This window comes from Pseudonocardia xishanensis (assembly GCF_039541715.1).
In the GTDB taxonomy this organism is placed as follows: domain Bacteria; phylum Actinomycetota; class Actinomycetes; order Mycobacteriales; family Pseudonocardiaceae; genus Pseudonocardia; species Pseudonocardia xishanensis.
Genome location: NZ_BAABGT010000038.1, coordinates 38,013 through 59,721 on the forward strand (window position 1 = coordinate 38,013; position 21,709 = coordinate 59,721).

General features: G+C 73.5%; 21 protein-coding genes and 1 pseudogene. 7 read left to right on the plus strand and 15 right to left on the minus strand.

Annotated features, from left to right (window positions below; genetic code table 11):
• Positions 1–38: 38 nt before the first annotated feature.
• The 3 genes from ABD993_RS16220 to ABD993_RS16230 all read right to left on the minus strand — a co-directional run bounded on the left by ABD993_RS16220 (position 39) and on the right by ABD993_RS16230 (position 2,611).
• Positions 39–1,382 (minus strand): serine hydrolase domain-containing protein, encoded by a 1,344-nt coding sequence (locus tag ABD993_RS16220; protein ID WP_345418395.1) that lies wholly within the window; start codon positions 1,380–1,382, stop codon positions 39–41.
• Between the two features lie 216 nt (positions 1,383–1,598).
• Positions 1,599–1,910, minus strand: coding sequence for a hypothetical protein (locus tag ABD993_RS16225; protein WP_345418398.1), 312 nt, complete (start codon positions 1,908–1,910; stop codon positions 1,599–1,601).
• A gap of 56 nt (positions 1,911–1,966) precedes the next feature.
• Positions 1,967–2,611 (minus strand): maleylpyruvate isomerase family mycothiol-dependent enzyme, encoded by a 645-nt coding sequence (locus tag ABD993_RS16230; RefSeq protein ID WP_345418401.1) that lies wholly within the window; start codon positions 2,609–2,611, stop codon positions 1,967–1,969.
• 73 nt (positions 2,612–2,684) lie between these two features.
• Here ABD993_RS16230 and ABD993_RS16235 point away from each other — a divergent pair, with 73 nt between their 5' ends.
• On the plus strand, positions 2,685–3,119 hold the full coding sequence (locus tag ABD993_RS16235; RefSeq protein WP_345418404.1) for a MarR family winged helix-turn-helix transcriptional regulator: 435 nt from the start codon (positions 2,685–2,687) through the stop codon (positions 3,117–3,119).
• Here ABD993_RS16235 and ABD993_RS16240 read toward each other — a convergent pair.
• The 3 genes from ABD993_RS16240 to ABD993_RS16250 are packed head-to-tail and all read right to left on the minus strand — an operon-like array spanning position 3,100 to position 5,503.
• Entirely contained in the window at positions 3,100–4,248 is a 1,149-nt protein-coding gene (locus ABD993_RS16240; protein ID WP_345418407.1) for a phosphotransferase, read from the minus strand. The genes ABD993_RS16235 and ABD993_RS16240 overlap by 20 nt on opposite strands.
• A 4-nt stretch (positions 4,249–4,252) precedes the next feature.
• Complete coding sequence (locus ABD993_RS16245; protein ID WP_345418410.1) at positions 4,253–4,900, minus strand: maleylpyruvate isomerase family mycothiol-dependent enzyme; 648 nt, start codon at positions 4,898–4,900, stop codon at positions 4,253–4,255.
• Between the two features lie 30 nt (positions 4,901–4,930).
• Positions 4,931–5,503, minus strand: a complete 573-nt coding sequence (locus tag ABD993_RS16250) for a TetR/AcrR family transcriptional regulator (protein WP_345418413.1) — start codon at positions 5,501–5,503, stop codon at positions 4,931–4,933.
• A 253-nt stretch (positions 5,504–5,756) separates the two neighbouring features.
• Between ABD993_RS16250 and ABD993_RS16255 the strand changes: the two genes are divergently transcribed.
• On the plus strand, positions 5,757–6,275 hold the full coding sequence (locus tag ABD993_RS16255; protein WP_345418416.1) for an Asp23/Gls24 family envelope stress response protein: 519 nt from the start codon (positions 5,757–5,759) through the stop codon (positions 6,273–6,275).
• Positions 6,272–6,688, plus strand: a complete 417-nt coding sequence (locus ABD993_RS16260) for a hypothetical protein (protein WP_345418419.1) — start codon at positions 6,272–6,274, stop codon at positions 6,686–6,688. The genes ABD993_RS16255 and ABD993_RS16260 overlap by 4 nt, the downstream gene beginning before the upstream one ends.
• Before the next feature lie 32 nt (positions 6,689–6,720).
• Here the strand turns inward: ABD993_RS16260 and ABD993_RS16265 are convergent, their stop codons facing one another.
• The 6 genes from ABD993_RS16265 to ABD993_RS16290 all read right to left on the minus strand — a co-directional run bounded on the left by ABD993_RS16265 (position 6,721) and on the right by ABD993_RS16290 (position 13,477).
• Complete coding sequence (locus ABD993_RS16265; protein WP_345418422.1) at positions 6,721–7,032, minus strand: VOC family protein; 312 nt, start codon at positions 7,030–7,032, stop codon at positions 6,721–6,723.
• Between the two features lie 920 nt (positions 7,033–7,952).
• Positions 7,953–8,849: an SDR family oxidoreductase gene (locus tag ABD993_RS16270; RefSeq protein WP_345418427.1), complete on the minus strand. Its 897-nt coding sequence runs from the start codon at positions 8,847–8,849 to the stop codon at positions 7,953–7,955.
• Positions 8,846–9,196: a Gfo/Idh/MocA family oxidoreductase gene (locus ABD993_RS16275; protein ID WP_345418430.1), complete on the minus strand. Its 351-nt coding sequence runs from the start codon at positions 9,194–9,196 to the stop codon at positions 8,846–8,848. The genes ABD993_RS16270 and ABD993_RS16275 overlap by 4 nt, the downstream gene beginning before the upstream one ends.
• A gap of 43 nt (positions 9,197–9,239) precedes the next feature.
• Positions 9,240–11,174 carry a dynamin family protein gene (locus tag ABD993_RS16280; protein ID WP_345418433.1) on the minus strand — a complete coding sequence of 645 codons (1,935 nt, stop codon included), beginning with the start codon at positions 11,172–11,174 and terminating at the stop codon, positions 9,240–9,242.
• Positions 11,171–13,081: a dynamin family protein gene (locus ABD993_RS16285; protein WP_345418436.1), complete on the minus strand. Its 1,911-nt coding sequence runs from the start codon at positions 13,079–13,081 to the stop codon at positions 11,171–11,173. The genes ABD993_RS16280 and ABD993_RS16285 overlap by 4 nt, the downstream gene beginning before the upstream one ends.
• A 9-nt stretch (positions 13,082–13,090) precedes the next feature.
• Positions 13,091–13,477 (minus strand): hypothetical protein, encoded by a 387-nt coding sequence (locus ABD993_RS16290; RefSeq protein WP_345418439.1) that lies wholly within the window; start codon positions 13,475–13,477, stop codon positions 13,091–13,093.
• Positions 13,478–13,569: 92 nt separating this feature from the next.
• Between ABD993_RS16290 and ABD993_RS16295 the strand changes: the two genes are divergently transcribed.
• A complete protein-coding gene (locus ABD993_RS16295; RefSeq protein WP_345418442.1) occupies positions 13,570–14,133 on the plus strand; it encodes an RNA polymerase sigma factor in 564 nt (187 codons plus the stop codon).
• A 105-nt stretch (positions 14,134–14,238) separates the two neighbouring features.
• On the opposite strand, the gene ABD993_RS16300 is transcribed toward ABD993_RS16295, so the two are convergent.
• Together ABD993_RS16300 and ABD993_RS16305 are read right to left on the minus strand one after the other, a co-directional pair.
• Positions 14,239–14,847 carry a hypothetical protein gene (locus ABD993_RS16300; protein WP_345418445.1) on the minus strand — a complete coding sequence of 203 codons (609 nt, stop codon included), beginning with the start codon at positions 14,845–14,847 and terminating at the stop codon, positions 14,239–14,241.
• A 100-nt stretch (positions 14,848–14,947) separates the two neighbouring features.
• Positions 14,948–16,567 carry a serine/threonine-protein kinase gene (locus ABD993_RS16305; RefSeq protein ID WP_345418448.1) on the minus strand — a complete coding sequence of 540 codons (1,620 nt, stop codon included), beginning with the start codon at positions 16,565–16,567 and terminating at the stop codon, positions 14,948–14,950.
• Positions 16,568–16,810: 243 nt separating this feature from the next.
• Between ABD993_RS16305 and ABD993_RS16310 the strand changes: the two genes are divergently transcribed.
• Positions 16,811–17,938, plus strand: a complete 1,128-nt coding sequence (locus tag ABD993_RS16310) for a hypothetical protein (protein ID WP_345418451.1) — start codon at positions 16,811–16,813, stop codon at positions 17,936–17,938.
• Between the two features lie 183 nt (positions 17,939–18,121).
• Entirely contained in the window at positions 18,122–18,721 is a 600-nt protein-coding gene (locus tag ABD993_RS16315) for a CAP domain-containing protein (protein WP_345418454.1), read from the plus strand.
• Here the strand turns inward: ABD993_RS16315 and ABD993_RS16320 are convergent.
• Positions 18,699–19,172 carry a hypothetical protein gene (locus ABD993_RS16320; protein ID WP_345418457.1) on the minus strand — a complete coding sequence of 158 codons (474 nt, stop codon included), beginning with the start codon at positions 19,170–19,172 and terminating at the stop codon, positions 18,699–18,701. The two genes, ABD993_RS16315 and ABD993_RS16320, sit on opposite strands and share 23 nt — an antisense overlap.
• A gap of 166 nt (positions 19,173–19,338) precedes the next feature.
• Here ABD993_RS16320 and ABD993_RS16325 point away from each other — a divergent pair.
• A pseudogene (locus tag ABD993_RS16325) lies at positions 19,339–21,690 on the plus strand (AMP-binding protein); the annotation flags it as partial.
• Positions 21,691–21,709: the final 19 nt, after the last annotated feature.

Consider the following 21,709-nt stretch of genomic DNA (forward strand, 5'->3'; position numbering starts at 1 on the left):
TCCTCAGCCGCCCCGGTGTCGTCGTGGGGCCGAGGACGTCACTCCGGCAGCCCCTCCTCCGGGATGTCGGCGGCCGGAGCCGGGCCGTAGAGGAGCGGGACGAGCTCCTGCACCAGCGTGACCGCGGGCGGGCGGCCGTCGGCGTACGGGGCGGAGTTGCCCCAGGCCACGATGGTCACCTTGTCGACCGGGTCGTATCCCATGAAGGAGTTGAAGCCGGGCAGCTCGCCGGTGTGGCCGTACAGCTGGCCCATCTTCGCGAGGGTGAACCCGTAGCTCGTGCCCTTGCCGGTGGGCAGCACTCCGTCCATGCGCGCCTGCTGGGTCGGGGCGTCGAGGAGCGTCCCGCCGACCATCGCCTCGACCCACGTGGCGAGGTCCGAGGCGGTGGAGATGCCCTGGCCCGCGGCCCCGGTCCAGGACGGGTTGTCGTTCGTCACGTCCTTCGGGGCCAGCGTCCCGGCCTCGACCTGGGCCAGCTGGTCGGCCGGGATGGACGGCTGCTCCATCGTCTCGACGTTGGTGCCGTAGAGGTAGCCGCGCGAGGACGGTGCGGGAATCGCCGTGTCCGCGGCGGCGGGATAGGACGAACCGGTCATGCCCAGCGGGGTGAGGAAGCGGTCCTGGAAGATCTGTCCCAGCGGCTTGCCGTCGATCTTCTCGGCGATCTCGCCGAGCAGCATGGTGTTGGTGTTGGAGTAGTGCCAGCCCTGCCCGGGCGGGAAGTAGGCCGGGTGGGCGAAGGCGAGTGCGCGCATCTCCTCGGTCGTCCAGACCTTCTGCGGGTCGTCGTCGAGGGCGCGGTTGAGCTCGGGGGTCTCGGTGTAGTTGTAGAGGCCGCTGCGCATGTCGCCGAGCTGGGCGATGGTGATCGTGTCGCCTCCGGGGACGCCCGACAGGTACTTGCTCACCGGGTCCGTGAGCGCGATCCTGCCCTCCTGCACCATCTGCAGGACGGCAGTGCCCGTCCAGGTCTTGGTGTTCGAGCCGATCCGCACCCGGGTGTCGAGGGCGACGGGAGTCGTCCCGCCGCGCTCGGTGACCCCGTGGGTGTTGACGTACTCGCCCTCCGGAGTCCTGATCAGCACGACCATGCCGGGCTGGCGGAGCTCCGTGGCCACCTCGGCCACCGTCGCGTCCAGGGCCGCTCGGTCGAGCGGCCGCAGCGCGCCCGGGGTGCCGCCCGCCGGCGCGCCGTGCGCGGCGACGGTCGGCACCGGAGCCACGGACGTCGCGGTCGACGCGGCCTGACTCGGGCTCGAACACGCCGCCGCCACCACCACGAGAACGGCCCCGGCGACCAGCGCCGACCCCCGGGCCGCCCGCCGCCTTCCGGGCGGGCCGTGGTGCGGGCCGCCGCCGTTCGCCTCATCGATCATCATCGTCCGAGCTCCTCGCGAGGACGGCCACACGCCGGCCTCGCCCATACAGTCGAGATCCGCGGCCGGTTCATTAGCCCATCCGCCGACTGACGGTATGCAACGAGCGTTCGTGCAGCGACGCCGACGAACGGCTCGCCCACCGCTTGTCGTTGGCCAACGTGTCGCCGCGGGCGGCCGCTGCCGGCCGGTCACCCCGGCCGTGCGAGGCGCTCGTCGTCAGATGACGATCGATGCTCCCGGTATGAGGAGGCCACGGACCTGTTCCTGCTCGGTCGTCGTCTCCGGAGGGGGGCCGGTGTGCCCGGCGGACAGGGTGGCGACGACGGGGCCGATCAGTGTCTCGGTGTAGTACTCGAACGCCTTCGCGGACTCCCACACCTCGATGACCTCGAAACCCTCCTCGGTGGGCACCCCGATGTGGGCGACCAGGCCCTCGACCGTGCCGGAGGACCGCCTCAGCACCTCGGCGTGGACGGCGTCGTACAGCGCGATGGGGGCGCGGACGCGGCTTCGAATGACGACGGGCACGACGTTCTCCTTCGGGATGGTCGCGGGAAGGCGGGCTCGGCGGCCCAACGGGCTTCTCAGGGCCCTGGTCGTGGTGTGGCGGTCCCTGTTCCGCTCAACCGGCCCGCCGCGGCGGCGGTGCGTCCGGTGAGCAGGAGCAGCAGGGCATCGGCAGGCCCGCGGATCTCGGAGTCCGCCGCCCCGGTGTCCACCGACCAGTCGATGTCGGTCGCGACGAGCCGGGTGGCGCGGAACCGTCGGCGCACCCAGAAGGGCCAGCCCATGGCCCAGACGCGGTCCAGCGCGGCCCGGGCCCCGTCGGGCGGCATCGGCACGGCACGCCCCAGGGGGACTGCGATGTCCTGGATGTGGACGAGGGTGTCCATGACCAGGTTGTCGAGCGTGGTGATGGCGGGTTTGCTCCGGCTCTCGGCGTCGCGGCGCAGTTCGTCGGCGAGGTCTGCGCCCGGTCGGTCGGCGTGCGCCACCGCGAGATCCCGGTTCACCGCGTCGAAGTCGCCGCGGGCGCGCACACCGGCGACGAGGATGCGGGACACGCTCGGGGACCGGGGTGTGAGGGCGAGGTGGGCGGCCACGTCGCGGACCCGCCAGTCCCGACACAGGGAGGGCGTCTCCCACTCCGGCTCCGTGAGGCCCGCCAGGAGGTCGGCCACGACGCGACGCTGGGCCGAGATGATCTGCCACTTCTCGTCCTGGTCCATCGATGCTCCCGAAGATGGTCAAAGGCTTTGACGAATTTAGTCATAGTCTCTGACCATCTCGTAGGCTCGTCAAGTGGACGAGACGCTCAATCTCGGGGTACTGCTGTTCGTCCCCTACCGCGCCATGGAGTCCCGGGTGTTCGCCGGGCTGGCCGCGGCGGGCTTCGACGACTTCACCCCGGCCCAGGCCCGGGTGTTCCAGCGGATCGCTCCCGGGGGGAGCCGGTTGACCGACCTGGCCGACCAGGCCGGGACGAGTAAGCAGGCGGCGGGCTTCCTGGTGGACCAGCTCGAGCGGTCGGGGTACGTCGAGCGCGTGGCCGACCCGAGCGACGGGCGGGCCCGGTTGGTCCGAATCGCCCCTCGCGGCGAGCGCGCGGTGGCGGCCTCACGGGAGATGGTCGCCGAGGTGGAGGCGGAATGGACCGCGCACCTCGGGCCCGCGCGCATCCAGCAGCTGGGGGCGATCCTCACCGAGCTCCGGGAGGTCACCGATCCCTGGCGGTAGCGAGCCGGTCGAGGACGAAGCGCGCCACGGCCGCCCGGGCGTGGGTCTCCCGGCGGAGCTCCGCGGTCGGGTCGGCGCCGAGATGCTCGACCGGCACCGCGGACAGGGCCGTGAAGACCGTCATGAGGATCGCGTGGCTCCGCCGCAGTCGAGCCGTGCGCACCCGGCCACCCTCCGCCGAGAGGCCGGCGGCGTACGAGTCCAGGCACGCGTCGTCGAGCCCGAGCAGGTCTGCGACGCCACGGTGTCCGGTCTGGATCTCGCTGGTCACGAGCCGGGCGAGGTCGGTGCCGAGCGGAGCGCGACCGCAGAAGCCGAAGTCCACCAGGACGAGCTCGGGGCGGTCGGCGGCGAGGAGGAGGTTGGCCGGGCAGGCGTCTCCGTGGGCCGCGGCGACAGGTGTGTCGTCGAGCTCGGCGAGCAGGTCGGGCAGAGCCTCGAACGCCGCGTCGAGGCGGCGTCGCAGATCGTGGTCGAACGACTCTCGGACGAGTGGGTGCGCCCAGAGGTCGGGACCGTCGAAGGCCGGGCGGACGACACCGGCGAGCCGGCCGTCGGCGTAGACGCGGGGGGTGCGGGCGCCGTGGACCGCAGTGACCAGCGGTGCGATCGCCCGGGACGCGGCGAACCGGCCCAGCAGGTACGCGGCTCGCCGGTACGTCGCAGGGCCCCAGGTCGCCGGGCGGAGGGGAACCTGCTCCAGCCACAGCGCGGCGGAGTCGGCCTCGAGCTCGCGTACCGCGAACGCCCGCGGGGCCGTGAGGCCTGCAGGCAACCGGTCGCGGAGGTCCGATCGGTAGAGGTCCGCCTCGGTCCGCCACGGCACGACCGCGGCGGCCGCGGCGCGCAGCGGTTCCGGCACCGCGAAGCGCAGCGGCGAGCGGTGGTAGGCCTGGATGACCTTGACGAAGAAGCGGAAGGCCCGGGTCTCCCCGTCGGGCGTCCGGGCCGTGCCGGTGACGACGTGGCGGCCTGCGGTCGTGATGGCCGGTCGGTCGTACGGGTGGGCCTCGACCACGGAGCTCAGGACGACGGCCTCCGGGACACCGAGCTGAGCGGCCACGAGCTCGGCGAGGTCGGCGTCCCCGAGGGCCGCGAGACCGAGGGTCGCCGTGTGCGACGGGCGCACCGTGTCACGTCGCGGCGGAGGTCCGGCGTGCGCGCAGGGTGGCGACGCCGGGGCCTGCCAGTCGGGACAGCGCGACCGATCGGCCGGTGAGGAGCAGGAGCAGGGCGCCGACGGGGCCGTGGACCTCCTGGCCCCGGCCGGCGGCCCAGTCGGTGTCGTCGGCGGTGAACCGGTAGTCGGCGAACCGTCGAGCGGCGTGGAACATCCGGCTGCTCGACCACACCCGGTCCGCGGCGAGTGCGGCGAGGTCCACGGGCATGGGGAGGGTCCGCCCGAGGGGGAGGGCGATGTCCTGTCCGTGGACGAGGTAGTCGATGGCGGTCTCGCGGTAGGTGACGGTCGGCAGTGGGCGCCGGATCCCGATGCGGTCGCGGATCTCGCCGACGAGGTCGTCCACCGGCAGCTCGGCGTGGCGGCGGGCCGCGGCGTGGATCGCGCCGTCCAGGCCGCCGTGGCGGGCCGTGTCGACGACCGCGCGGGGCAGCTGCGACCAGCGGGTGTTCTGGAGGGCGAGGTGCGCGGCCACCTGCCGGACGGTCCAGCCTGCGCAGAGCGAGGGCTGCGACCACTCGTCGGCGGAGAGGTCCTCCAGGAGGCGCACGAGGTTGAGGCGGTGGGCGTCGATCGCGTTCCAGGCCTCGGTGCGGTCCATCCGGGTTCTCCGTCCTGAGAGGCGGTCGGGTCAGGGTGTCCGGGCGTGCGTGGGCTCGACGAGGGCGTCGAGCAGGGTGGTGATCGTGTCCGTCGGGTCGAACGCGGGGTCGGGCATGGCGAGCTGGTGGAGGACCAGCCCGGTGACGTAGTCGCCCACCAGGTGCAGGTGGGTGGGGTCGGCGGAGCCGATCAACCGCATCCAGGCGGCGAACCAGGCGCCGACCCGGTTGCCGGTCTCGGCGACGCGCTGTCGGATCGTCGGGTTGTGCGCGGACTCGACGAGGATCGCGTAGCGCGCGAGGGTGAGGTCCCGGTGGACGCCTGCGGCGTCGCGGGTGGCGGCGGCGAGGACCGCCGCGAGCTCGGCCGGTGTCGTGGGGCAGGCGGTGAGGGCGAGCTCGTCGAAGTTCGCCCGTTCCCGGGACGAGACCCGTTCCACGATGGCCTCGAGCAACGCTTCGCGGGTGGAGAAGTAGTTGGCGGTCGAGCCGACCGGCACCTCCGCCGCCGCGTCGACCGCACGATGGGTCAGCGCCCGCACCCCGCCGCCACCGAGCACACGGATGGATGCGTCGAGCAGCATCTCCCGGCGGGTCGTCACACGATGACACTACAGCTGTTGTGGCTGAGACAGCAAGTGTTGTGGGAGAGGTCGCCTCGAGGTCTGGGACCAACGACCCTGGCTGTTCTGAAGCGCGAGGACCACGGTGGAGCCTGTCGGGCCGGTCCGGGTCCCACAGTCCGCCTACGGCCGGGCCGTCGACGCACTCGGCGCTCCGGCCGCCGGGTCCTCTGGAAACCCGATCACGAAAGTCGTCTCGGCTGATCGGCCCAACGACCTCGAGGAGCCTGTCATGACGAACGCGACGTCCACCGGGTCCGCCACCCCCGCCACCTCGTCCACCGGCTCGCAGCAGGCGTCCGGTGCGCCGGCGTCCAGGGCGGGCGCCCCCGCGACGACCCTGGAGAGTCGCCATGGCGCGACCACCGTCGCCGACACCGTGGTGTCGAAGATCGCCGGTCTCGCAGCCCGGGAGATCTCCGGCGTGTACAACCTCGGTGGCGGTGCCGCGCGGGCCTTCGGGGTGTTGCGTGAGCGCATCCCCGGCGGCACGACCAACGCCTCCCAGGGCGTGCGGGTCGAGGTCGGGGAGAAGCAGGCCGCGGTCGACCTGGACATCGTCGTCGAGTACGGCGTCGCGATCGTCGACCTCGCCGCCGCCATCCGCCTCAACGTCGTCGGTGCCCTCGAGCGGATGACGGGCCTCGAGGTGGTGGAGGTCAACATCGCGGTGAACGACGTGCACCTGCCCGAAGAGGAGGACCCCGACCGGGAGCCGTCGTCGCCGCCTCCGCACTCGCGGGTCTCATGAGAGCCCCCGCGCCCGGAGTCGCCTCCGCGTTCGGGACCCCACTCGACCCGCCTGCACCGGCCGAGGTCGACCTCCTCGCGGCAGCGGTGCTGACCAGCCCCTATGTCGCGGGACTACACGGCGGCCGCTACGGCGAGATCGCCACGTACCTGCCCGGTCGGCGGGTGGTCGGGGTCCGTCTTCGACCCGGCTGTGGCCGGCCCGCAGGGGGTTCGACGGTCACCGAGGTGGAGATCCACCTGACCGCCCGCTACCCGGCCGGGCTCACCGACCTCGACGCGTCGGTGCGGGCTGCGGTCCACGCCGCCCTGAGCTCGCGCGCCCACCCGGTCACCGTCTCCATCGTGATCGAGGACGTCGTCGTCGACCATCCGGCGATCGGTGGCCCGGTGGGTGACCGTCCCCCTGGCTGATCATGGGCTCGTGAGGCAGGCGGGTAGTCGGATCACGCCGCGGGCGGAACGACGGGGCGGAGCTCGGGCGGTGGTTCCTCACGGCGTCCGTCAGCCGGCTCCGCCGATCCCGAGTCGCCGACGAACAGCGTCACCTTCGCGTGGCCCGCGTGTGCGGGCAGCAGCTCGATGTAGACGTGGCGGTGCTCGCCCAGCGTCCACACCCGCTCGACGTCGTTCGGCTCGAACGTCTCCACCTCACCGAACAGGGTGTCGTACCAGGCGACGGCGCGGCTGAGGTCGCTGACCGCGACGCCTGCGAAGAGGTCCATGTCGGGGGGACCGGCCGGCGGCGGCGGACTCATCGCCGCCTCCCCGGACCGCTCCGAGACCGGTCGGCCCGCCACTCCCGCCGAGGCGCCGTCACGGACCGCCGTCCCCCGGGCGACGGTGTTCGTCACCCGGCCGGGACGTGGGTTGCGGCAGGGCCGTGCGTCGTCCCTGCGACGTGAGGAACCGGCGGGATCCGGGTGGAGGGGCTGGGGGACCGGCGCACGCTCCCACGCTGAGCAGCACGGCCGGGCTCCGGTCGGCACGTCGTCGGTCCGGGCGGGCTCGCCGCCGTGGCCTGTGCGAAGTGTGCCGAGCCACCCAGCCGGGCCACCGCGTGTTCCACGGTCCGGAACCTGGAGAAGGACGACAGCGTGTCGGCAACCCGGAGGGGGAGCTGGTGTTCCCTGTCCCCGAGTCCGCACAGGTGCAGCTGCGGTCGATCGGCGTCTTCGGCCGTCGCACTCCAGGCGTCGCGGAGCCCGGCGAGGCAGTCGACGCCGAAGACACAGACCCCTTCGAGGTCGACGACGAGATCCGCGACGGGCGTCGAGTCGTCACGAGCCGCCCGTTCGAGGAGGCTGAGCAGCATGGGCGTCGTCTCGCGAGTCAGGGTCCCGATGACTCGCACCACGCAGACACCCGATTCCGGTCGTTCCACGGCGAAGTGGATGAGCTCGCGGTAGTGCACGTGTCCCACCTCCGGTCCTCCCGTAGGCCCGGCCCCGCAGGGAGGCAGGGTCGACTCGCCCTGCGCCGCGGCCGGACCGGTGTGCGGGGTACCCGTTCCGACGAAGGTCACGCGGCCCGGTTCGGAGGCCCCGCCCGGACCTGGGCATCTTCCTCGACTTCGCGCGACGCACGGACCTGCGCGACCGAGCCGGGCAGCACTTCCCGCCCTGGCGCGACGCGGAGTCCGCCTTCGCGGCCTGGGCGGGCTCGACCGCGGGCCCGATCACGTGACGGGGGTCCCGCCGGTGACACCGAGAACCTCCGAGGTCATGTAGCCCGACTCCTGGGAGGCGAGGAAGACGTAGAAGGGGGCGAGCTCGGCGGGTTGGGCGGCGCGGCCCATGGGGGTCTGGGCGCCGAACTCGTCGAGCTTCTTCTCGTCCATGGTGGCCGGGATGAGTGGCGTCCACACCGGTCCGGGGGCGACGGAGTTGGCGCGGATGCCACGGCCGGCGAGGTTGTGGCCCAGGCCCTTGGTGAAGGCCACGATCGCGGCCTTGGACGTGGCGTAGTCGAGCAGGTGCGGCGACGGCTGGAAGGCCTGCACCGACGAGGTGGTGATCACCGACGAGCCGGGCGGCATGTGCGGGACCGCGGCCTTGCACAGCCAGAACATCGCATAGACGTTCGTGCGCATGACGCGGTCGAACTGCTCGGCGGTGATGTCGTCGATCCCACCGTCCTGCGACATCTGGTAGGCCGCGTTGCTGACGAGCACGTCGATGTGGCCGAACTCGGCGACCGCCCGTTCCACGACCTCCCCACACCGGGCCTGGTCGCGCAGGTCCACCGAGAGGGTGATGGCGGTCCGGCCCGCGTCGCGGACCAGCCGGGCCGTCTCGTCGGCGTCGTCGGTCTCCGCGTCGAGGTGGGTGATCAGGACATCGGCGCCCTCACGGGCGAACGCGATCGCCACCGCCCGGCCGATACCCGAGTCACCGCCGGTGACGACGGTCTTCTTCCCGTCGAGCCTGCCGGTTCCGCGGTAGGTGTCCTCGCCGTGGTCGGGCCGGACGTCCAGGTCGGCGGTGCGGCCGGGATGTTCGACGGTGCGGTCGCCGCTGCCCGGAGCGGCGTGCTGCTCGGTCGGGTCCTGCTGGGTGAACTGGTCCTGTGTCATCGTCGTCCGTCCTCTTCGGCTGTCTCGACACGACATACCCCGCCAGGGCGACCCGACCCGCGAAACGTCCCGTGCCCCCGGGCGGCACGGGCGGCGGACCCCGGCCACCACCCCACACCCACCACCAGGCCGTCGGTGGCGATCTCCACGCCGTCGAGGTCACCGAACGCCGTCGTGTCGAAGGTCGAGGCGAACTGCTGAGCCCGAGAGGCATCACGATCGGTCACGCCGACGAGCTCCACGTCCTCGATCCCGGCCAGCACCGCCGCGTGTCTCGTCGCCACGCCACCCGCCCCCACGAAGCCGACTCCGACGGTGTTCGGGCAGGCCCCGCTTCGCGCGCTCACCTCGGGAGAGTGTCTGCTCGACGCGCTCCGAAACCCCTGGACATCACATCGGGACGACGTCCTCCCCGGTCGACGTCGCGCGCACAGCCGCCGCCAGTTCGACGTCCAGTGCCCGGGCCCGCTCGGCGCAGGCGGTCAAGGTCTGCAGTCGCTCGGTCGCCGCGGCAGCGCTGCGGCGCCGCTCCGCCGCCTCGCGGGCCGTCGCGGTCTCCAGCGCCTTGCGCCGGGTGTCGAGCTCCTTCTGCCGCACGCCGAAAGCCAGGTCGACGGCGTCCTCGGCGTCTGCTCGCCACGCGGCGACCGCCTGCTCCGCGGCCAGGCACATCTCGGTGGTGGCGACGGCGAACGCGTCTCCGAGTGCCTTGGTCAGCGCGGTTCGGTTGCGGGCGGCGGCAGCCACCCGCCGCCGGTGGGCGACGAGCGTGCCTGCGAGCAGGCCGCCGAGGGCCAGCGGCGCGATCAGCGGGATCCCCAGAGCGGCGAGGCCGAGAGCGTTGTAGGCCATGAACCCGGCGCCGCCCGCCATCATCGCGGCGGGCAGCCCCTCGCCGATCACGTCGAAGGCGGCGCTCGGCGACGTCGCCCGCAGGTCGGAGGGCGACCGCACCGGCGCGACGGCGACGGGTGCGCCGAGAGCTGCGGGATCGGCACCCATCCCGCTCAGGTAGCGGCCCAGGGCGCTGCGGACGGTCTGGTCGATGTCGGCGGCGGTCTCCTCCCAGGCCGCGCCGAGAGTGCGGTCGAGGCTGCCGGGGAGCTCGTCGGCGTACCGTGCGACCGCCGCGGGCGTCGTGAGCTCGGCGATCTCCCGCTCGTACGTGCGCCGGTAGCGTTCCGACCGGGCTCGTACCCGGCCTGCGATCCCCCGCCCGAGCAGCTGGTGGTCGAGGGCGTGCCGCCGACGGTCCCGCCGGAGCGCGGCGAGGGCGGCGAGCTGCGACTCGACCACGTCGCGTCGGGCTCGCAGCCCGTCGCTGTCGGCGCCGCCCGCGATCCGATCCTCCTCGACCGCGGCCAGGGCCCTGAGCCCGGCGGCGGTCACGGCGAGCACCCCGGTCGCCCGCACCAGCTCGCGCCGGTCGGCGACCCCGCGGAGGTGGGCCCGAAGCGCGGGCAGGCCGCTGCGCTCCGCGCGTGCACGTGCCCGCTCGGAGTGCCCGGCGGCGGCGAGCGCGGCCGAGGCCTCCCCGAGCGTCGCGCTCACCGGCAGCCACGGTGCGTCGAGCAACCGCCTCCCGACGGCCGGGTCGAGGTCGGCGCCCCGCGGACCGACGAAGTGGGCGAGCCGTGCGCGGTTCTCGTCGAGGAGAGCGTCCGCCGAGATCGAGTCCTCGACCTTGGTGAGCACGAACGCGACGGTGGGGAGCCGGGCTGCGGCGTCCGCGAGGAACTCCAGCTCGTGCCGCAGGATCGGCTGGTCCTGCGCGCTCACGGTGAACAGCAGCGCGTCGGCGCGCCGCAGCGCGGCGGTGGTGGCGTGCCGGTGCCCGAGGGTCAGGCCGTCGATGCCGGGTGTGTCGACGAGCCGAAGACCCTCGAGGAGAGAGTCGTCGAGCGTCACCTCGACGCCGGTGACCTCCCGCAGGATGCGGGGGTCCCCGGCCCCGGAGGCGAAGGCGGGCAGCTGCTCGAGGCCGATCTCGGTCTCCACACTCCGCCGGGTGCCGTCGGGGGCTTCGGTGGTCCGGTGCACGACGACCCGCAGACCGTCGCCGTGGCGGAGGCACACCTGGGTGTGCGTGGCGAGATCGGCGTCAACGGGCATCAGACCCGGACGGCCCACCAGGGCGTTCACGAGCCGGCTCTTGCCGCGTTTCTGCGCTCCGGCGACGACGACGGTCGCGGCGGAGTCCGTCCAGCGTGCCGCCTGCTCGGCGAGGGCGTCGGCGACGTCCGCCCGCTCTGCGCTCCGGGCCAGGCCGTGGACCTCGTTCGCGAGCTTCAACACTCGGCCGACGACGGGTGTGAGCGGGCTCATCGCCGTTCCCCTCCGCCCGCTCGCATCCTGCGGGCGACGGCCTCCATGGTCTCGGCGACGGCCTCCGCGGTGCGTCGTTGCGACGGGCGCAGGGGCCCGTCGAGCAGCCCCCGGAACCCGGCGGCCACCTCGGCGGCGGCCGCGGCGACCTCGGAGCGGGACGCGCCCGCCGGAGCGCCGGTCGCGGTGCGCACCCCGCGCGCGTTCCGCAGCGCGGTGAGAGCGCTTCGTTCGGCGGGTGCGAGCAGGGAGGAGCCGAGGAGGTCGTCCAGCGCCGCGCGATCGAGCGGCGAGCCGTCGGCGAGCCCGGGCGGCGGGGCCTGCCGACCGAGCGGAGGCCGCGGCCCACCGACGGAGGGCGGCCGAGGGGCGGGCGGCGGGGTTCCGGTTGCGGCGATGTCGTCGAGCACCCTCAGCACGTCGTGCGCCCGCTGCCCGCCGACGCCCGGACCCGCGACCTGGGCGAGCTGTCGCCAGCGCCGCGACGAGGTCGCCGCCGCGGCACGGATCTCGGCCGGGCCCGCGGTCGGCGGCAGCCCGAGCTGCGCGGTCGGTTCGTCGTGCCTGGCCAGGGCGACGAGCTCGGACGTCATCGCCGCGTCCAGGCGCAGTCGGTCCCGGCCGACGGCGTCCCAGGCGGCCAGCAGTCTGAGCGATCGGAGGTCGTCGTGGACCGGTCTGGTCTCGTCCACGGTCGCGCGGATGCGCTGTACGAGGGCGTGGTCGGCGGGTCCCCCGCGGAGCCGGGCGAGTCGCTGGTGCGCGGCGAAGGCCGTGAGCCTGCCGGCGTGCCGGGTGAGACGGTCCAGCACGGCGGCCAGTGTGCGGCCGAGCTCGGGATCGTCCGGGGTCACCCGGAAGGCGACCGTGGGGGCGCCGACCGGGTCGTCCGACCCGAACCCCGAGCGGCCGGCCAGCTGGTGGTGCAGCTCCTCGGCGCTGCATCCGGGATGGCGGCGCAGGTGGGCGACCGCCTCGCGCAGGCCGTAGCGGTGCAGGCGGGTCACGAGCGTCCGCCGCACCGCCGGGGCGACCGGACCGACCGAGTCCTCATCGACGAACTCCGCGAGATCGAGCAGCAGGTCGTCGAGCTCGTCGGGCTCCAGTGCGGCGAGCTCCTTCAGGGCCGCCATCTCGGTGGGCCCCAGCAGCCGGGCTCGCGCCGTCTCCGCGAGGAGCCCGACCACGGGGACCACGTCGAGCACGAGAGCGCCCAGATCGTCCCCGGCACGCCGAGCGAGCCTGCGGGCGTCCGGCCACGGGGTCACGCCGTCCCCACGCCGGTCGACCTGGGTGAGCACCGCCGCGGTCGTGGCGGTGGTCAGCCCGCAGACCCGGGAGAGCTCGCGGAGCTCGGTCAGCAGGTCGGCGTCGAACCGCTGGACGTGGCGCACCACGTAGAGCAGTGCGCGAGCGTGCTCCTCGGCCGCGTCGCCGAACAGGAGCCGTCGGGTCCGCTCCTCGTTCTCGGCGGAGACCGTGTCCATCCCGGGCGTGTCGACCACGGTGATCGTGCGCAGCCACGGGTCCGGCAGTCGGACCCGCAGCCGCGCGACCCGGTCGATCGGGACGCCGACGGTGTCCGGCACCCGGCCCGCGACGAGGTCGAGCTCGCGCACCGTGCCGTCCCTGCACTCGACGAGCACGTGTTCCCGTGGCCCGTGCTCGTACCAGGTGACCAGCGTCGTGCACTCACCGGCGTCGACCGGCGCGATCGGCCGCCGCAGCATCGCGTTGATCAACGTGGACTTGCCGACCCCGACCGCCCCGGCCACCGCGAGCTGCAGCGGCCGGTCCAGCAGGCGTCCGATCGCCGCGAGCTCGGCTCGCAGGGTGGCGTCGCGGGCACGGCGCGCGCCGTCCGCGCAGAGCGCGCGCAGCACGGAGACCGGGTCGGGCTCGTTCATCGTGCGTCGCTACCAGTCCGTGGTCGAATCGTCGGCGGGTGGGGTGTCGTCGTGCGGTTCGTGGTCGTGGTCGTGGTCGTCCGGCTCGGCGTCGAGCGGTTCGGGGCCCGGGGCGGGTTCGAGGTCGGCGGGCTCCGAGTCGGCGGGCTCCGGGTCACCGTCGTCGGCGAACAGGTCCTGTCCGTCGGACTCGCCGCCGCTCGTCGGCTCCTCTCCGTCCGCGGCGTCGCGGGCGGCGTCGAAGAAGCCGTCGGAGGGGATCAGGTCCTGTCCCGCGTCCGGCGGCGACGCGAACGTCCGCTCGAACATGGCCTCACGGTCCACGTCGGTGGGTAGCTCGACATCGTCGAGCAGCCGTTCCTGCAGCTGCCTCCTGGCTACCTCGTCGCTGCTCATGGCCGTATCCTCCCAGCTGTCGAGCCCGACTTCGACGTCTCCCGCCGCGGCGTCGTCCGGTTCGGCCCATGTGGACCGAACCGGGGAGTGCGATGGCCGCCAGCGGACCCTTCCCCGACGTCGAGGACGAGCCCGCCGAGGAGGAGCTCGTCGCCGCCGCGATGGCGGGCGACCAGGCTGCCTTCCGCGCCTTGTGGCAGGCGAGCGAGCGGCGGGCGTATGCCCTGTGTCTCCGGTTGACCGGAAATCGCGCCGACGCGGCGGATGCCCTGCAGGAGACTCAGATCGCCGTGTGGCGCAACCTGCACCGGTTCGGGGGGCGCTGTCCGTTCGGCGCCTGGGTTCACGCCATCGCCCGCAACGCCGCCCTCGCCCTGATCCGGGGACGCGGTCGCCGCCCGGAGGACGTCGTGGACGAGGTCCCGGACCGTCCGCGAGACACGGCGGGGGCACCGTTCGCCGATGTCGTGGTCGAGACGATGACCGTCCAGGCCGCGCTGGAGACGCTGCCGGACAAGCACCGTGAGGCCCTCCTGCTGTGGGTCGGCGGGCTGACCTACGCGCAGGTCGGCGAGGTGATGAGTGCGCCGGTGAACAGCGTGCGGGTGTGGATCCACCGGGCGCGGGGTGCGATGCGGTCGACGCTGGGCCACTAGTCCCCTCCTTCGGCGCGGTCCACCGGACCCCCGCCCGGACCCGCCGGAGCGGCGTGCCGGTGGCCGGGGCCCCGTCACGCCGCTCCGGGAGGGCGAGCGCCGGTCTCAGCGGAACAGCCCGCTGAGCGTGTTGTCCATCCACTCGGACAGGACGTTCTCGCCCTCGGCGGTCTGCGCGGGCATCGGCTCGATCGGCGCCGGGTCGACGGCCGCGGACGGGGGGATCTCCGCGGTCTGTGCGCCGTCGCCGTCGCTCTCGGTCTCGTACGCGGAGACGTCGAACGGGGCGGCCTCGGGGCTCCCGGTCTCAGGGTCCCCGCTCTCGGCGGCGTCGCTCTCGTCGGTCTCGTCGGTCTGGTCGGTCTCGTCGAGGCCTTCGCCACCGGACGTCGCGTCGAGGGAGAAGGGCTCGAAGTCCTCGTCGATCGAGGCCTTCGTGGTGTCGGCGTATCCGTCCTTGTCGGAGTCGACGAGCAGGACGTCGGCGTCGCCGTCACGGTCCGCGTCGACTGCGACGGTCTCGAGGTGTCCGTCGTGGTCGGTGTCGAACCGGCCGAAGTCGGTGATGTCGTCGCCGTCGGCGTCGGTCAGTACCGCGTCGACGGTGCCGTCGCCGTCGCGGTCCTCGGCGAGGACCTCGTTCCGGCCGTCTCCGTCGAAGTCGATCTCGCCGATCATCTCGGCGGTGGCGGTGGGGTCGATGCTGTCGGACATGGCGTCCTCCTCGGTGCGTCGGTTCACTGGGGTCTTGTCCAGTGGGATGCCGAGCCGGTCACCGGAGTTACAGCGCCCTCGGAGATTCTTCTCCGGGGCCTCACAGCGTGTCGTGGTCGGCGAACCAGGCCCAGGCGGAGGCGGCGTCGTCGTCGACGAGGGTGGCGGTGATGGGCAGCCCGGGATCGCTCCAGCTGATCAGGTAGACGCTGGTGGCGGTGCTGTCGGCGGACTCCAGGATCCCGCACGCCATGTACCGGCTCGACTGCTCGCCCAGGAAGGTGCCACCCGTATCGCAGGTGCCGGGGTCCCCGCCGAGCCGGGAGTGCGCGTCGGCGACCGCGGCCTGCGCCTCTCGCGGGCCGGCGTGGGAGTCGTAGCGCACGGGCTGGTCCAGCTCCGGGTCGGCGGTCTCGCACGCGAGGCTGGACCGCACGCCGGGCAGGGCGGGATCGACGTAGGAGCACAGGCCGTCCGCCGCGCCGGCGTTCCGCAACGAGTCCCACAGCTCCTGGTCCGCCTGCGGGTCCCCGCCGGCCAGTGATGCGGGGCGGGTCAGCTCCGTCGTCGTCGCGCTACCGGTCCCGGGTGACCCGCCTGCGGTCCCGGTCGTCGGGTCGCCTGCGGTCAGGAGGGGGACGGAAACCGCCGCCGCGACCACCAGCACCACCGCGGCCGCCACCCCCGCCAGCAGACCGCGCCGGCGGTGGGGGGACGCCGGTGGGGTGTCGCCGGGGCCCGGTCCGCCGGGTGCGAGCGGGAGCTCCGACCGGGTCCGCGGCAGCTGGTCCTGCCGCGGGAGGCGTGCGGTCGCGTCCTCCCGGACGGGCGGTCGACCGACCGGGACGGTGCGAGTATCGACCGCTGCGTGCCCGGCCAGAGCGGCGACGGCGGCGTCGGCCAGCGCCCCCGCGGTGGGATACCGGTCGTCGGGTTCCTTGGCCATGCCGCGCGCCACGACGGAGTCGAACGTGACCGGGACGGTCGGGTGCTCCCGGCTCGGGACCGGCGGATCGCGCTGCAGGTGGGCGTGCATCAGGGCGGGGAGGCCGTCTCCGCGGAACGGTTTGTGCCCGGTCAGGGTCTCGTACAGCAGGCAGGTCAGGGAGTACACGTCCGCGCGGTGATCGACGCCCTCGCCCAGGAACCGTTCCGGCGCCATGTACTCCAGCGTGCCGACGGTGGTGCCCGTGTCGGTCACCGGTGCCCCTGCGGAGTCGTCGAGGGCTCGGGCGATCCCGAAGTCCACGAGATAGACGAACTCGCGGCCGGCCGGGCCGGTGACCAGCACGTTGGACGGCTTGATGTCGCGGTGGACGAGCCCGTCCGCATGGGCGGCGTCCAGCGCGCCCGCGATCTGCGAGATGATCGCGACGGCCCGGTCGGGGGCGAGGGCACCGCCCGCGGCCAGGATCTCGCCGAGGTCCTGGCCGGTGACCAGCCGCATGTCCAGGTAGAGCCGGCCGTCGATCTCGCCGAAGTCGTGGATCGGGACGATGTGCGGCTCGGACAGTCGAGACGCCAGGGCCGACTCCCGCCGGAACCGGGCCTGGAAGGTGGCGTCGGCGGCCAGGTGGGCCGGCAGGCGCTTGAGCGCCACCACGCGGTCGCGCACGGTGTCGTGGGCGCGGAAGACCTCTCCCATCCCGCCGCGGCCGATCAGTTGCTCGAGCCTGTACTGGCCGAACTGTTCCACGTCCTCGCCTCTCCGGCCCGCCATCGCGGCCCTCCACCCGGACGGCCCTGAAGTCCGACGGTGAGACGGAAGTGTTGGGCACCGGGCGACCCGTGTCGAGACCCGATGATCGACGCGGGGAGCCGGGGCGGGGCCGCCGCAGGAATCCTCCGCTCCCGTGTAACTCCGGTGCCCGGCCCGGCATCCACCAGGACGAGACCGGCGCCGGAGTCCACCCGGCGCGGTGCGGTCGACCGCAGCCCACCCGCAACCAGCATCGGAGCCGTCATGTCCAGAACCATCCGCAGGCGAGTGGCCGCAGGCCTGCTCACGGGGATCGCCGCCGCAGGCGTCCTCGCGAGCCTGGCCCCGGCGGCCGGCGCCACCCATCGGCACGAGAGCGCCGCGCCCGACGTGCGGCTGGTCGCGCTGCCGTACGGGCCCGCGACCTGCAAGCAGGGCTACGTCTGGCGGACCGCCGCCCCGGAGGACCTGGTCTGTGTCACCCCCGCCACCCGGCAGACGACGCACGAGGAGAACGCCCTCGCCGCGTCGCGCCGCGAGCCCGGTGGGGGCGCCTGGGGGCCGGAGACCTGCAAGTCGGGCTTCGTGTGGCGGCTGGCCTTCCCGAAGGACCTCGTGTGCGTGACACCCGATCGCCGGGACCAGGCGGCGGCCGACAACGCGAAGGCCGCCGAGCGGCGTGCCGTCGATCCCGCCACGCTGCCGGAGGCCCAGCGCCCGGGTCGGCACACGATGGTCCTGGAGGTGGAGCGCTCACAGGTCCGGCGCGAGGGCAAGGTCTTCCCGCCCAAGTGCACGAACGGGCAGGCCAACAAGCCGATCGGGACGACCGTCGTCGGCTGGTCGCAGTTCGAGGCCGATGGGGACCCGTGCCAGGCCGGTGTCGTCGAGACCGCCGTGCGGTTCGACCAGCGCGCCCTCGACCGGATCCCGACCAAGGTCATCGACCGTGCGGTGCTCACCTACGGCGAGACGGCGGCCCGGGGCTGCATCTGGCCGGGCGAAGCCGGGGACACCTGCTGGCGCAACGGGGACGGAGATCCTCAGACCAAGAAGAACGGCTGCGTCGCGAAGCTCGCCTTCCCGACCGTCGACTGGACGCGGACCACGTCCGGCGGTCTGCTGCCCAATACGACCTTCGCTCAGGTCAAGCGGGTCACCCCGACCGAATGGGACGTGAGTGACCCGTTCCGGTGGCAGTACACCCGGTCCGCCCCGCTCGGCGGTTCGCCGCCGCCTCCGCACGGCTTCCTGCTGTCGGGCGGGGTCGGCCTGCACCAGCTCACGGCCGAGGACAGCACGCATTGTGTCTCGGCGCTGTCGAGGATCCAGCTCCACGTCACCTACACGGTGCCGCCGGAGCGTGGTGGGGAGTTCATCCCGCCGCGGTAGGCGAGCCGGACGACGGGCGGCGGTTTCCACGGGAGCCGCCGCCCGCCGTCGTACCGGGGGACCCCGCGGAGAAGAGCTCACCGTCGCTGTAACTCCGCCGGCCCCGCCGGCATCCACCAGGACGAGGGCCCACCGGGGTCCACACCACCGCCGCCGACCCGCGGCACGAGCACGGGAGCCGACATGAACACCATCGCCCGCAAGGTGACCGCCCGGATCGTCGTCTGCGCCGCCGCCGTCGGCGTGATCGTCGGACTGGCCCCGGCGGCCTCGGCCGCGACACCGGCCGCCCCGACGAGCACGACCTGCTACACCGTCTGGCAGAAGCAGCAGTGGCTCAGCTCGATCCGGCTCGACGCCGACGAGCAGGCCACGATGAAGCTGATCAACGACTTCCGGGTGCGCCACGGCGTTCCCGCGCTGCGGGCCGACTCCAAGCTCGCGATGGCCGCGGGGTGGATGAGCAACGACAACGCCCTGCGCGGGGTCTCGCCCGCGGACCACATCGACAGCCTCGGCCGCACGGTCGTCCCGCGCATCGAGAACTGCGGATACCGGGGGTTCACCTGGGCGAGCGAGATCAACTACTTCAAGCCCGGCGGCACTCCGCAGGACGCGTTCACCTGGTGGACCGAGATCTCGAAGAAGGGACACCGGGAGGCGATACTCGACCCGCGGGTCACGGCGTTCGGGATCTCCGTCGCCTCGAAGGACGGCGTGAACCACTACACGATCACCATGGGCAGCACGGTGACGCCGCTCAGGCTCCGCGCTCCCCGCTGACCCCGGGCCGGTGCCTGTCGATGGCCGCGATCATCTCCGCGACGGCGTCCGGGCCATGGGTCAACAGGACGGAGCCGTCGGCGGTGTGCAGCACGGTGGGCGTGTGCCGGCCGGAGTAGTTCACGACCGAGCGGCTCGTCCGTCGGACCCGGGTCACGTGGGTGCGCAGGGACCCGACCGGGCGCAGGCAGACCAGGGTGCCGTCCCGATGGAGGGCCACGTACGTCGCGCACCGCTGCATCTGCGAACCGATCACGACCGCGACCGCGACCAGGACGCCCGCGGGAACCAGCAGACCCGGGGAGGAGGACCCCGCAACGACGAGCCCCACGAGGCCGAGTCCGACGACGAGCAGAAGTACCAGGATCACGGACGAGAGCACGAACGACGTCCGGGCGAAGCCCCGCAGCGGCCACCGCTGCGGGGTTCCGTCGGTTCCGCTCTCGGTCATGGTGTCCTCCCCAGGGGATCGGTCCGACGACGTCGGCTCCTCGTGGAGGACCGACTCGAGGGTCGCCGACCAGATGATGGCCCAGGATCGTTCCGGGTGACGAAGCCTGCCCCTTCAGCCTCTTGCCAAGGGAAGCCTCACCACATGTGATGGTGAGATGTCCGCAATGCCGGGGTTCGCCGTCGAGCTGGAGCGCTATGGGGGGCGACCGGCGCTGCTGAGCGGCTCCGGGGACTGCCTGAGCTACCGCGAGCTGGCGGCCCGGGCGGACGCGCGAGCCGCCGAGCTGGGCGGGGGTCGCAAGCTCGTCGCGGTCGTCGCAGGCCCGGGTGTCGAACCGGTCGTGACCTACCTGGCCGCCCTCCGGGCCGGGCACACCGCGCTGCTCGTCGGCGACGACCCGGACCGGACGGCGCCGCTGTTCGAGACCTATCGGCCGGACGTGGTGGTGCGCCCGGGCGCGGGCGGACCACGGTTCGACGAGTCGGACCGCGGCCCGCGCCTGCACCCGGACCTCGCCCTGCTGCTGGCGACCTCGGGCTCTACCGGTTCGCCCAAGCTGGTGCGGCTCTCCGGGCGGAGTCTGCAGGCCAACGCCGAGTCCATCGCGGGGTACCTGCCCATCCGGCCGGGCGACCGCGCGCCGCTGACCCTGCCCCTGCAGTACTGCTACGGGCTCTCCGTCCTGAACAGCAACCTCGCTCGTGGCGCCGCCGTGGTGCTCACGGACAGGTCCGTCGCCGAGCCCGCCTTCTGGGACGAGTTCGACGACCTGGGCCTGACCAGCCTGCACGGCGTCCCGTACACCTTCGAGCTGCTCGACGCGTCGGGCTTCGCCGACCGGGAGCTGCCATCGCTGCGCTACGTCACGCAGGCAGGCGGGCGCCTCCCGCCGGACGCGGTCGCCCGGTACGCCGCGCTGGGAGCGTCGCGCGGGTGGTCCTTCCACGTCATGTACGGCCAGACCGAGGCGACGGCGCGGATGGCCCATCTCCCGCCCGAGCGCGCGGCGACGGCGCCCGCCTCGATCGGGATCGCGGTGCCCGGCGGGTCGTTCACCGTCGAACGCCCTGGGCCCGACGGTGTGGGCGAGCTGGTGTACCGGGGCGAGAACGTCATGTTGGGGTACGCACGCAGCGCCGCGGACCTCGGGCTCGGCCGGACGATCGACCGGCTCGAGACCGGTGACCGTGCCCGGTGGCGGCCCGACGGCATGCTCGAGATCACCGGACGCGCGTCCCGGTTCGTCAAGCTCTTCGGACTCCGGGTGGACCTCGACGAGGTCGAGCGGATGGCGGAGGCGGAGGGGGTGCGGACCGTCGCCGCGGGAGACGACCGGCGGATCACGGTCGCACTCGTGCCGGCGGGGGACGCGGTGACCGGCGAACGGTTGCGGCAGCGGTTGTGCGACCGGCTCGGTCTGCCGCCGACCGCCTTGCGCGTGGTGGGGGTGGCGGCGCTGCCCCGGCTGCCCAACGGGAAGGTGGACCTCGTGGGGGTGGCCGCTCTGCCCGACCCGCCCGACCCGCCCGACCCGCCCGACCCGCCGCAGGCTGCGGTCGCCGACCCGGTGCGCGGTGTGTTCGATGCGGTCTTTCCCGGCCGTGCGATCGGGGACACGGACACCTTCGTCGGTCTCGGCGGCGACTCGCTGCGCTACGTCCAGACGGCGCTGCGCCTGCAGCGGGTGGTCGGGGAGCTGCCGTCGGACTGGCCCGAGCGCACCGTGGCCGAGTTGAGGCAGGGCGCGCGTCCGCCGCGGCGGTGGCTGCCGGTGGAGACCCCGGTGCTGCTGCGGGCGGTGGCGATCGTGCTGGTCGTGGGCTCACACGTGGGGCTGTTCCGGATCCTCGGTGGATCGCACGTGCTGCTCGCCGTGGCGGGGTGGGCGTTCGCGCGCTTCGCGCTGGCGCCCGCCCGGCCCTCGCCGACGATCGTGCGGACGGCGGCCCGGATCGCGGTGCCCGCGGCGCTGTGGGTGGCCTGGCGGGCGACCGTCGCCGACGACGTGGACTGGTACAACGCCCTGCTGTTGAACTACGTGCTCGACCCCGAGGCCTGGGGCTACTGGTTCGTCGAGACGCTGCCCCAGATCCTGGTGCTGATGGCACTGCTGTTCAGCGTCCCCGCTGTGCGAGCACTGGACCGGCGCAGGCCCTTCGACCTGCCGGTGGCGCTGTTCGTGGTCGGCCTGCTCGGCCAGTTCGTCGACGACGGCGACAACGCCTTCTCCCTCCGCCAGATGAGCGTCCACACGGTGATCTGGTTGTTCGCGCTGGGCTGGGCGGCGCAGCGGGCGACCAGCGGCGGGCGGCGGGTGGCCGTGCTCGCCGGGCTCGCCCTCGCGGTGCCGGTGATGTTCGCTCACGAGCCGCACCGTGCGGCGGTGGTGGCGGTCGGCACCGCCCTGCTGCTGGTGCCGACGCTGCCCGTCCCGCCGGTCCTCGTCCGCCTCTGCGGGCTGCTCGCGGGGGCCTCGCTGGCGATCTACCTGACCCACTACGCCCTGATGTCGGCGCTGACCGGGCTGCCCCGGG

Excerpts from the sequence above, each read along its gene's own strand:
- ABD993_RS16300 (WP_345418445.1), bottom strand. The coding sequence starts at position 14,847 with ATGTCCGACAGCATCGACCCCACCGCCACCGCCGAGATGATCGGCGAG.
- ABD993_RS16320 (WP_345418457.1), bottom strand. The coding sequence starts at position 19,172 with ATGACCGAGAGCGGAACCGACGGAACCCCGCAGCGGTGGCCGCTGCGG.
- ABD993_RS16295 (WP_345418442.1), top strand. The coding sequence starts at position 13,570 with ATGGCCGCCAGCGGACCCTTCCCCGACGTCGAGGACGAGCCCGCCGAG.
- ABD993_RS16290 (WP_345418439.1), bottom strand. The coding sequence starts at position 13,477 with ATGAGCAGCGACGAGGTAGCCAGGAGGCAGCTGCAGGAACGGCTGCTC.
- ABD993_RS16305 (WP_345418448.1), bottom strand. The coding sequence starts at position 16,567 with ATGGCGGGCCGGAGAGGCGAGGACGTGGAACAGTTCGGCCAGTACAGG.
- ABD993_RS16255 (WP_345418416.1), top strand. The coding sequence starts at position 5,757 with ATGACGAACGCGACGTCCACCGGGTCCGCCACCCCCGCCACCTCGTCC.
- ABD993_RS16220 (WP_345418395.1), bottom strand. The coding sequence starts at position 1,382 with ATGATGATCGATGAGGCGAACGGCGGCGGCCCGCACCACGGCCCGCCC.
- ABD993_RS16245 (WP_345418410.1), bottom strand. The coding sequence starts at position 4,900 with ATGGACCGCACCGAGGCCTGGAACGCGATCGACGCCCACCGCCTCAAC.
- ABD993_RS16265 (WP_345418422.1), bottom strand. The coding sequence starts at position 7,032 with ATGAGTCCGCCGCCGCCGGCCGGTCCCCCCGACATGGACCTCTTCGCA.
- ABD993_RS16280 (WP_345418433.1), bottom strand. The coding sequence starts at position 11,174 with ATGAGCCCGCTCACACCCGTCGTCGGCCGAGTGTTGAAGCTCGCGAAC.
- ABD993_RS16310 (WP_345418451.1), top strand. The coding sequence starts at position 16,811 with ATGTCCAGAACCATCCGCAGGCGAGTGGCCGCAGGCCTGCTCACGGGG.
- ABD993_RS16285 (WP_345418436.1), bottom strand. The coding sequence starts at position 13,081 with ATGAACGAGCCCGACCCGGTCTCCGTGCTGCGCGCGCTCTGCGCGGAC.
- ABD993_RS16270 (WP_345418427.1), bottom strand. The coding sequence starts at position 8,849 with ATGACACAGGACCAGTTCACCCAGCAGGACCCGACCGAGCAGCACGCC.
- ABD993_RS16315 (WP_345418454.1), top strand. The coding sequence starts at position 18,122 with ATGAACACCATCGCCCGCAAGGTGACCGCCCGGATCGTCGTCTGCGCC.
- ABD993_RS16230 (WP_345418401.1), bottom strand. The coding sequence starts at position 2,611 with ATGGACCAGGACGAGAAGTGGCAGATCATCTCGGCCCAGCGTCGCGTC.
- ABD993_RS16260 (WP_345418419.1), top strand. The coding sequence starts at position 6,272 with ATGAGAGCCCCCGCGCCCGGAGTCGCCTCCGCGTTCGGGACCCCACTC.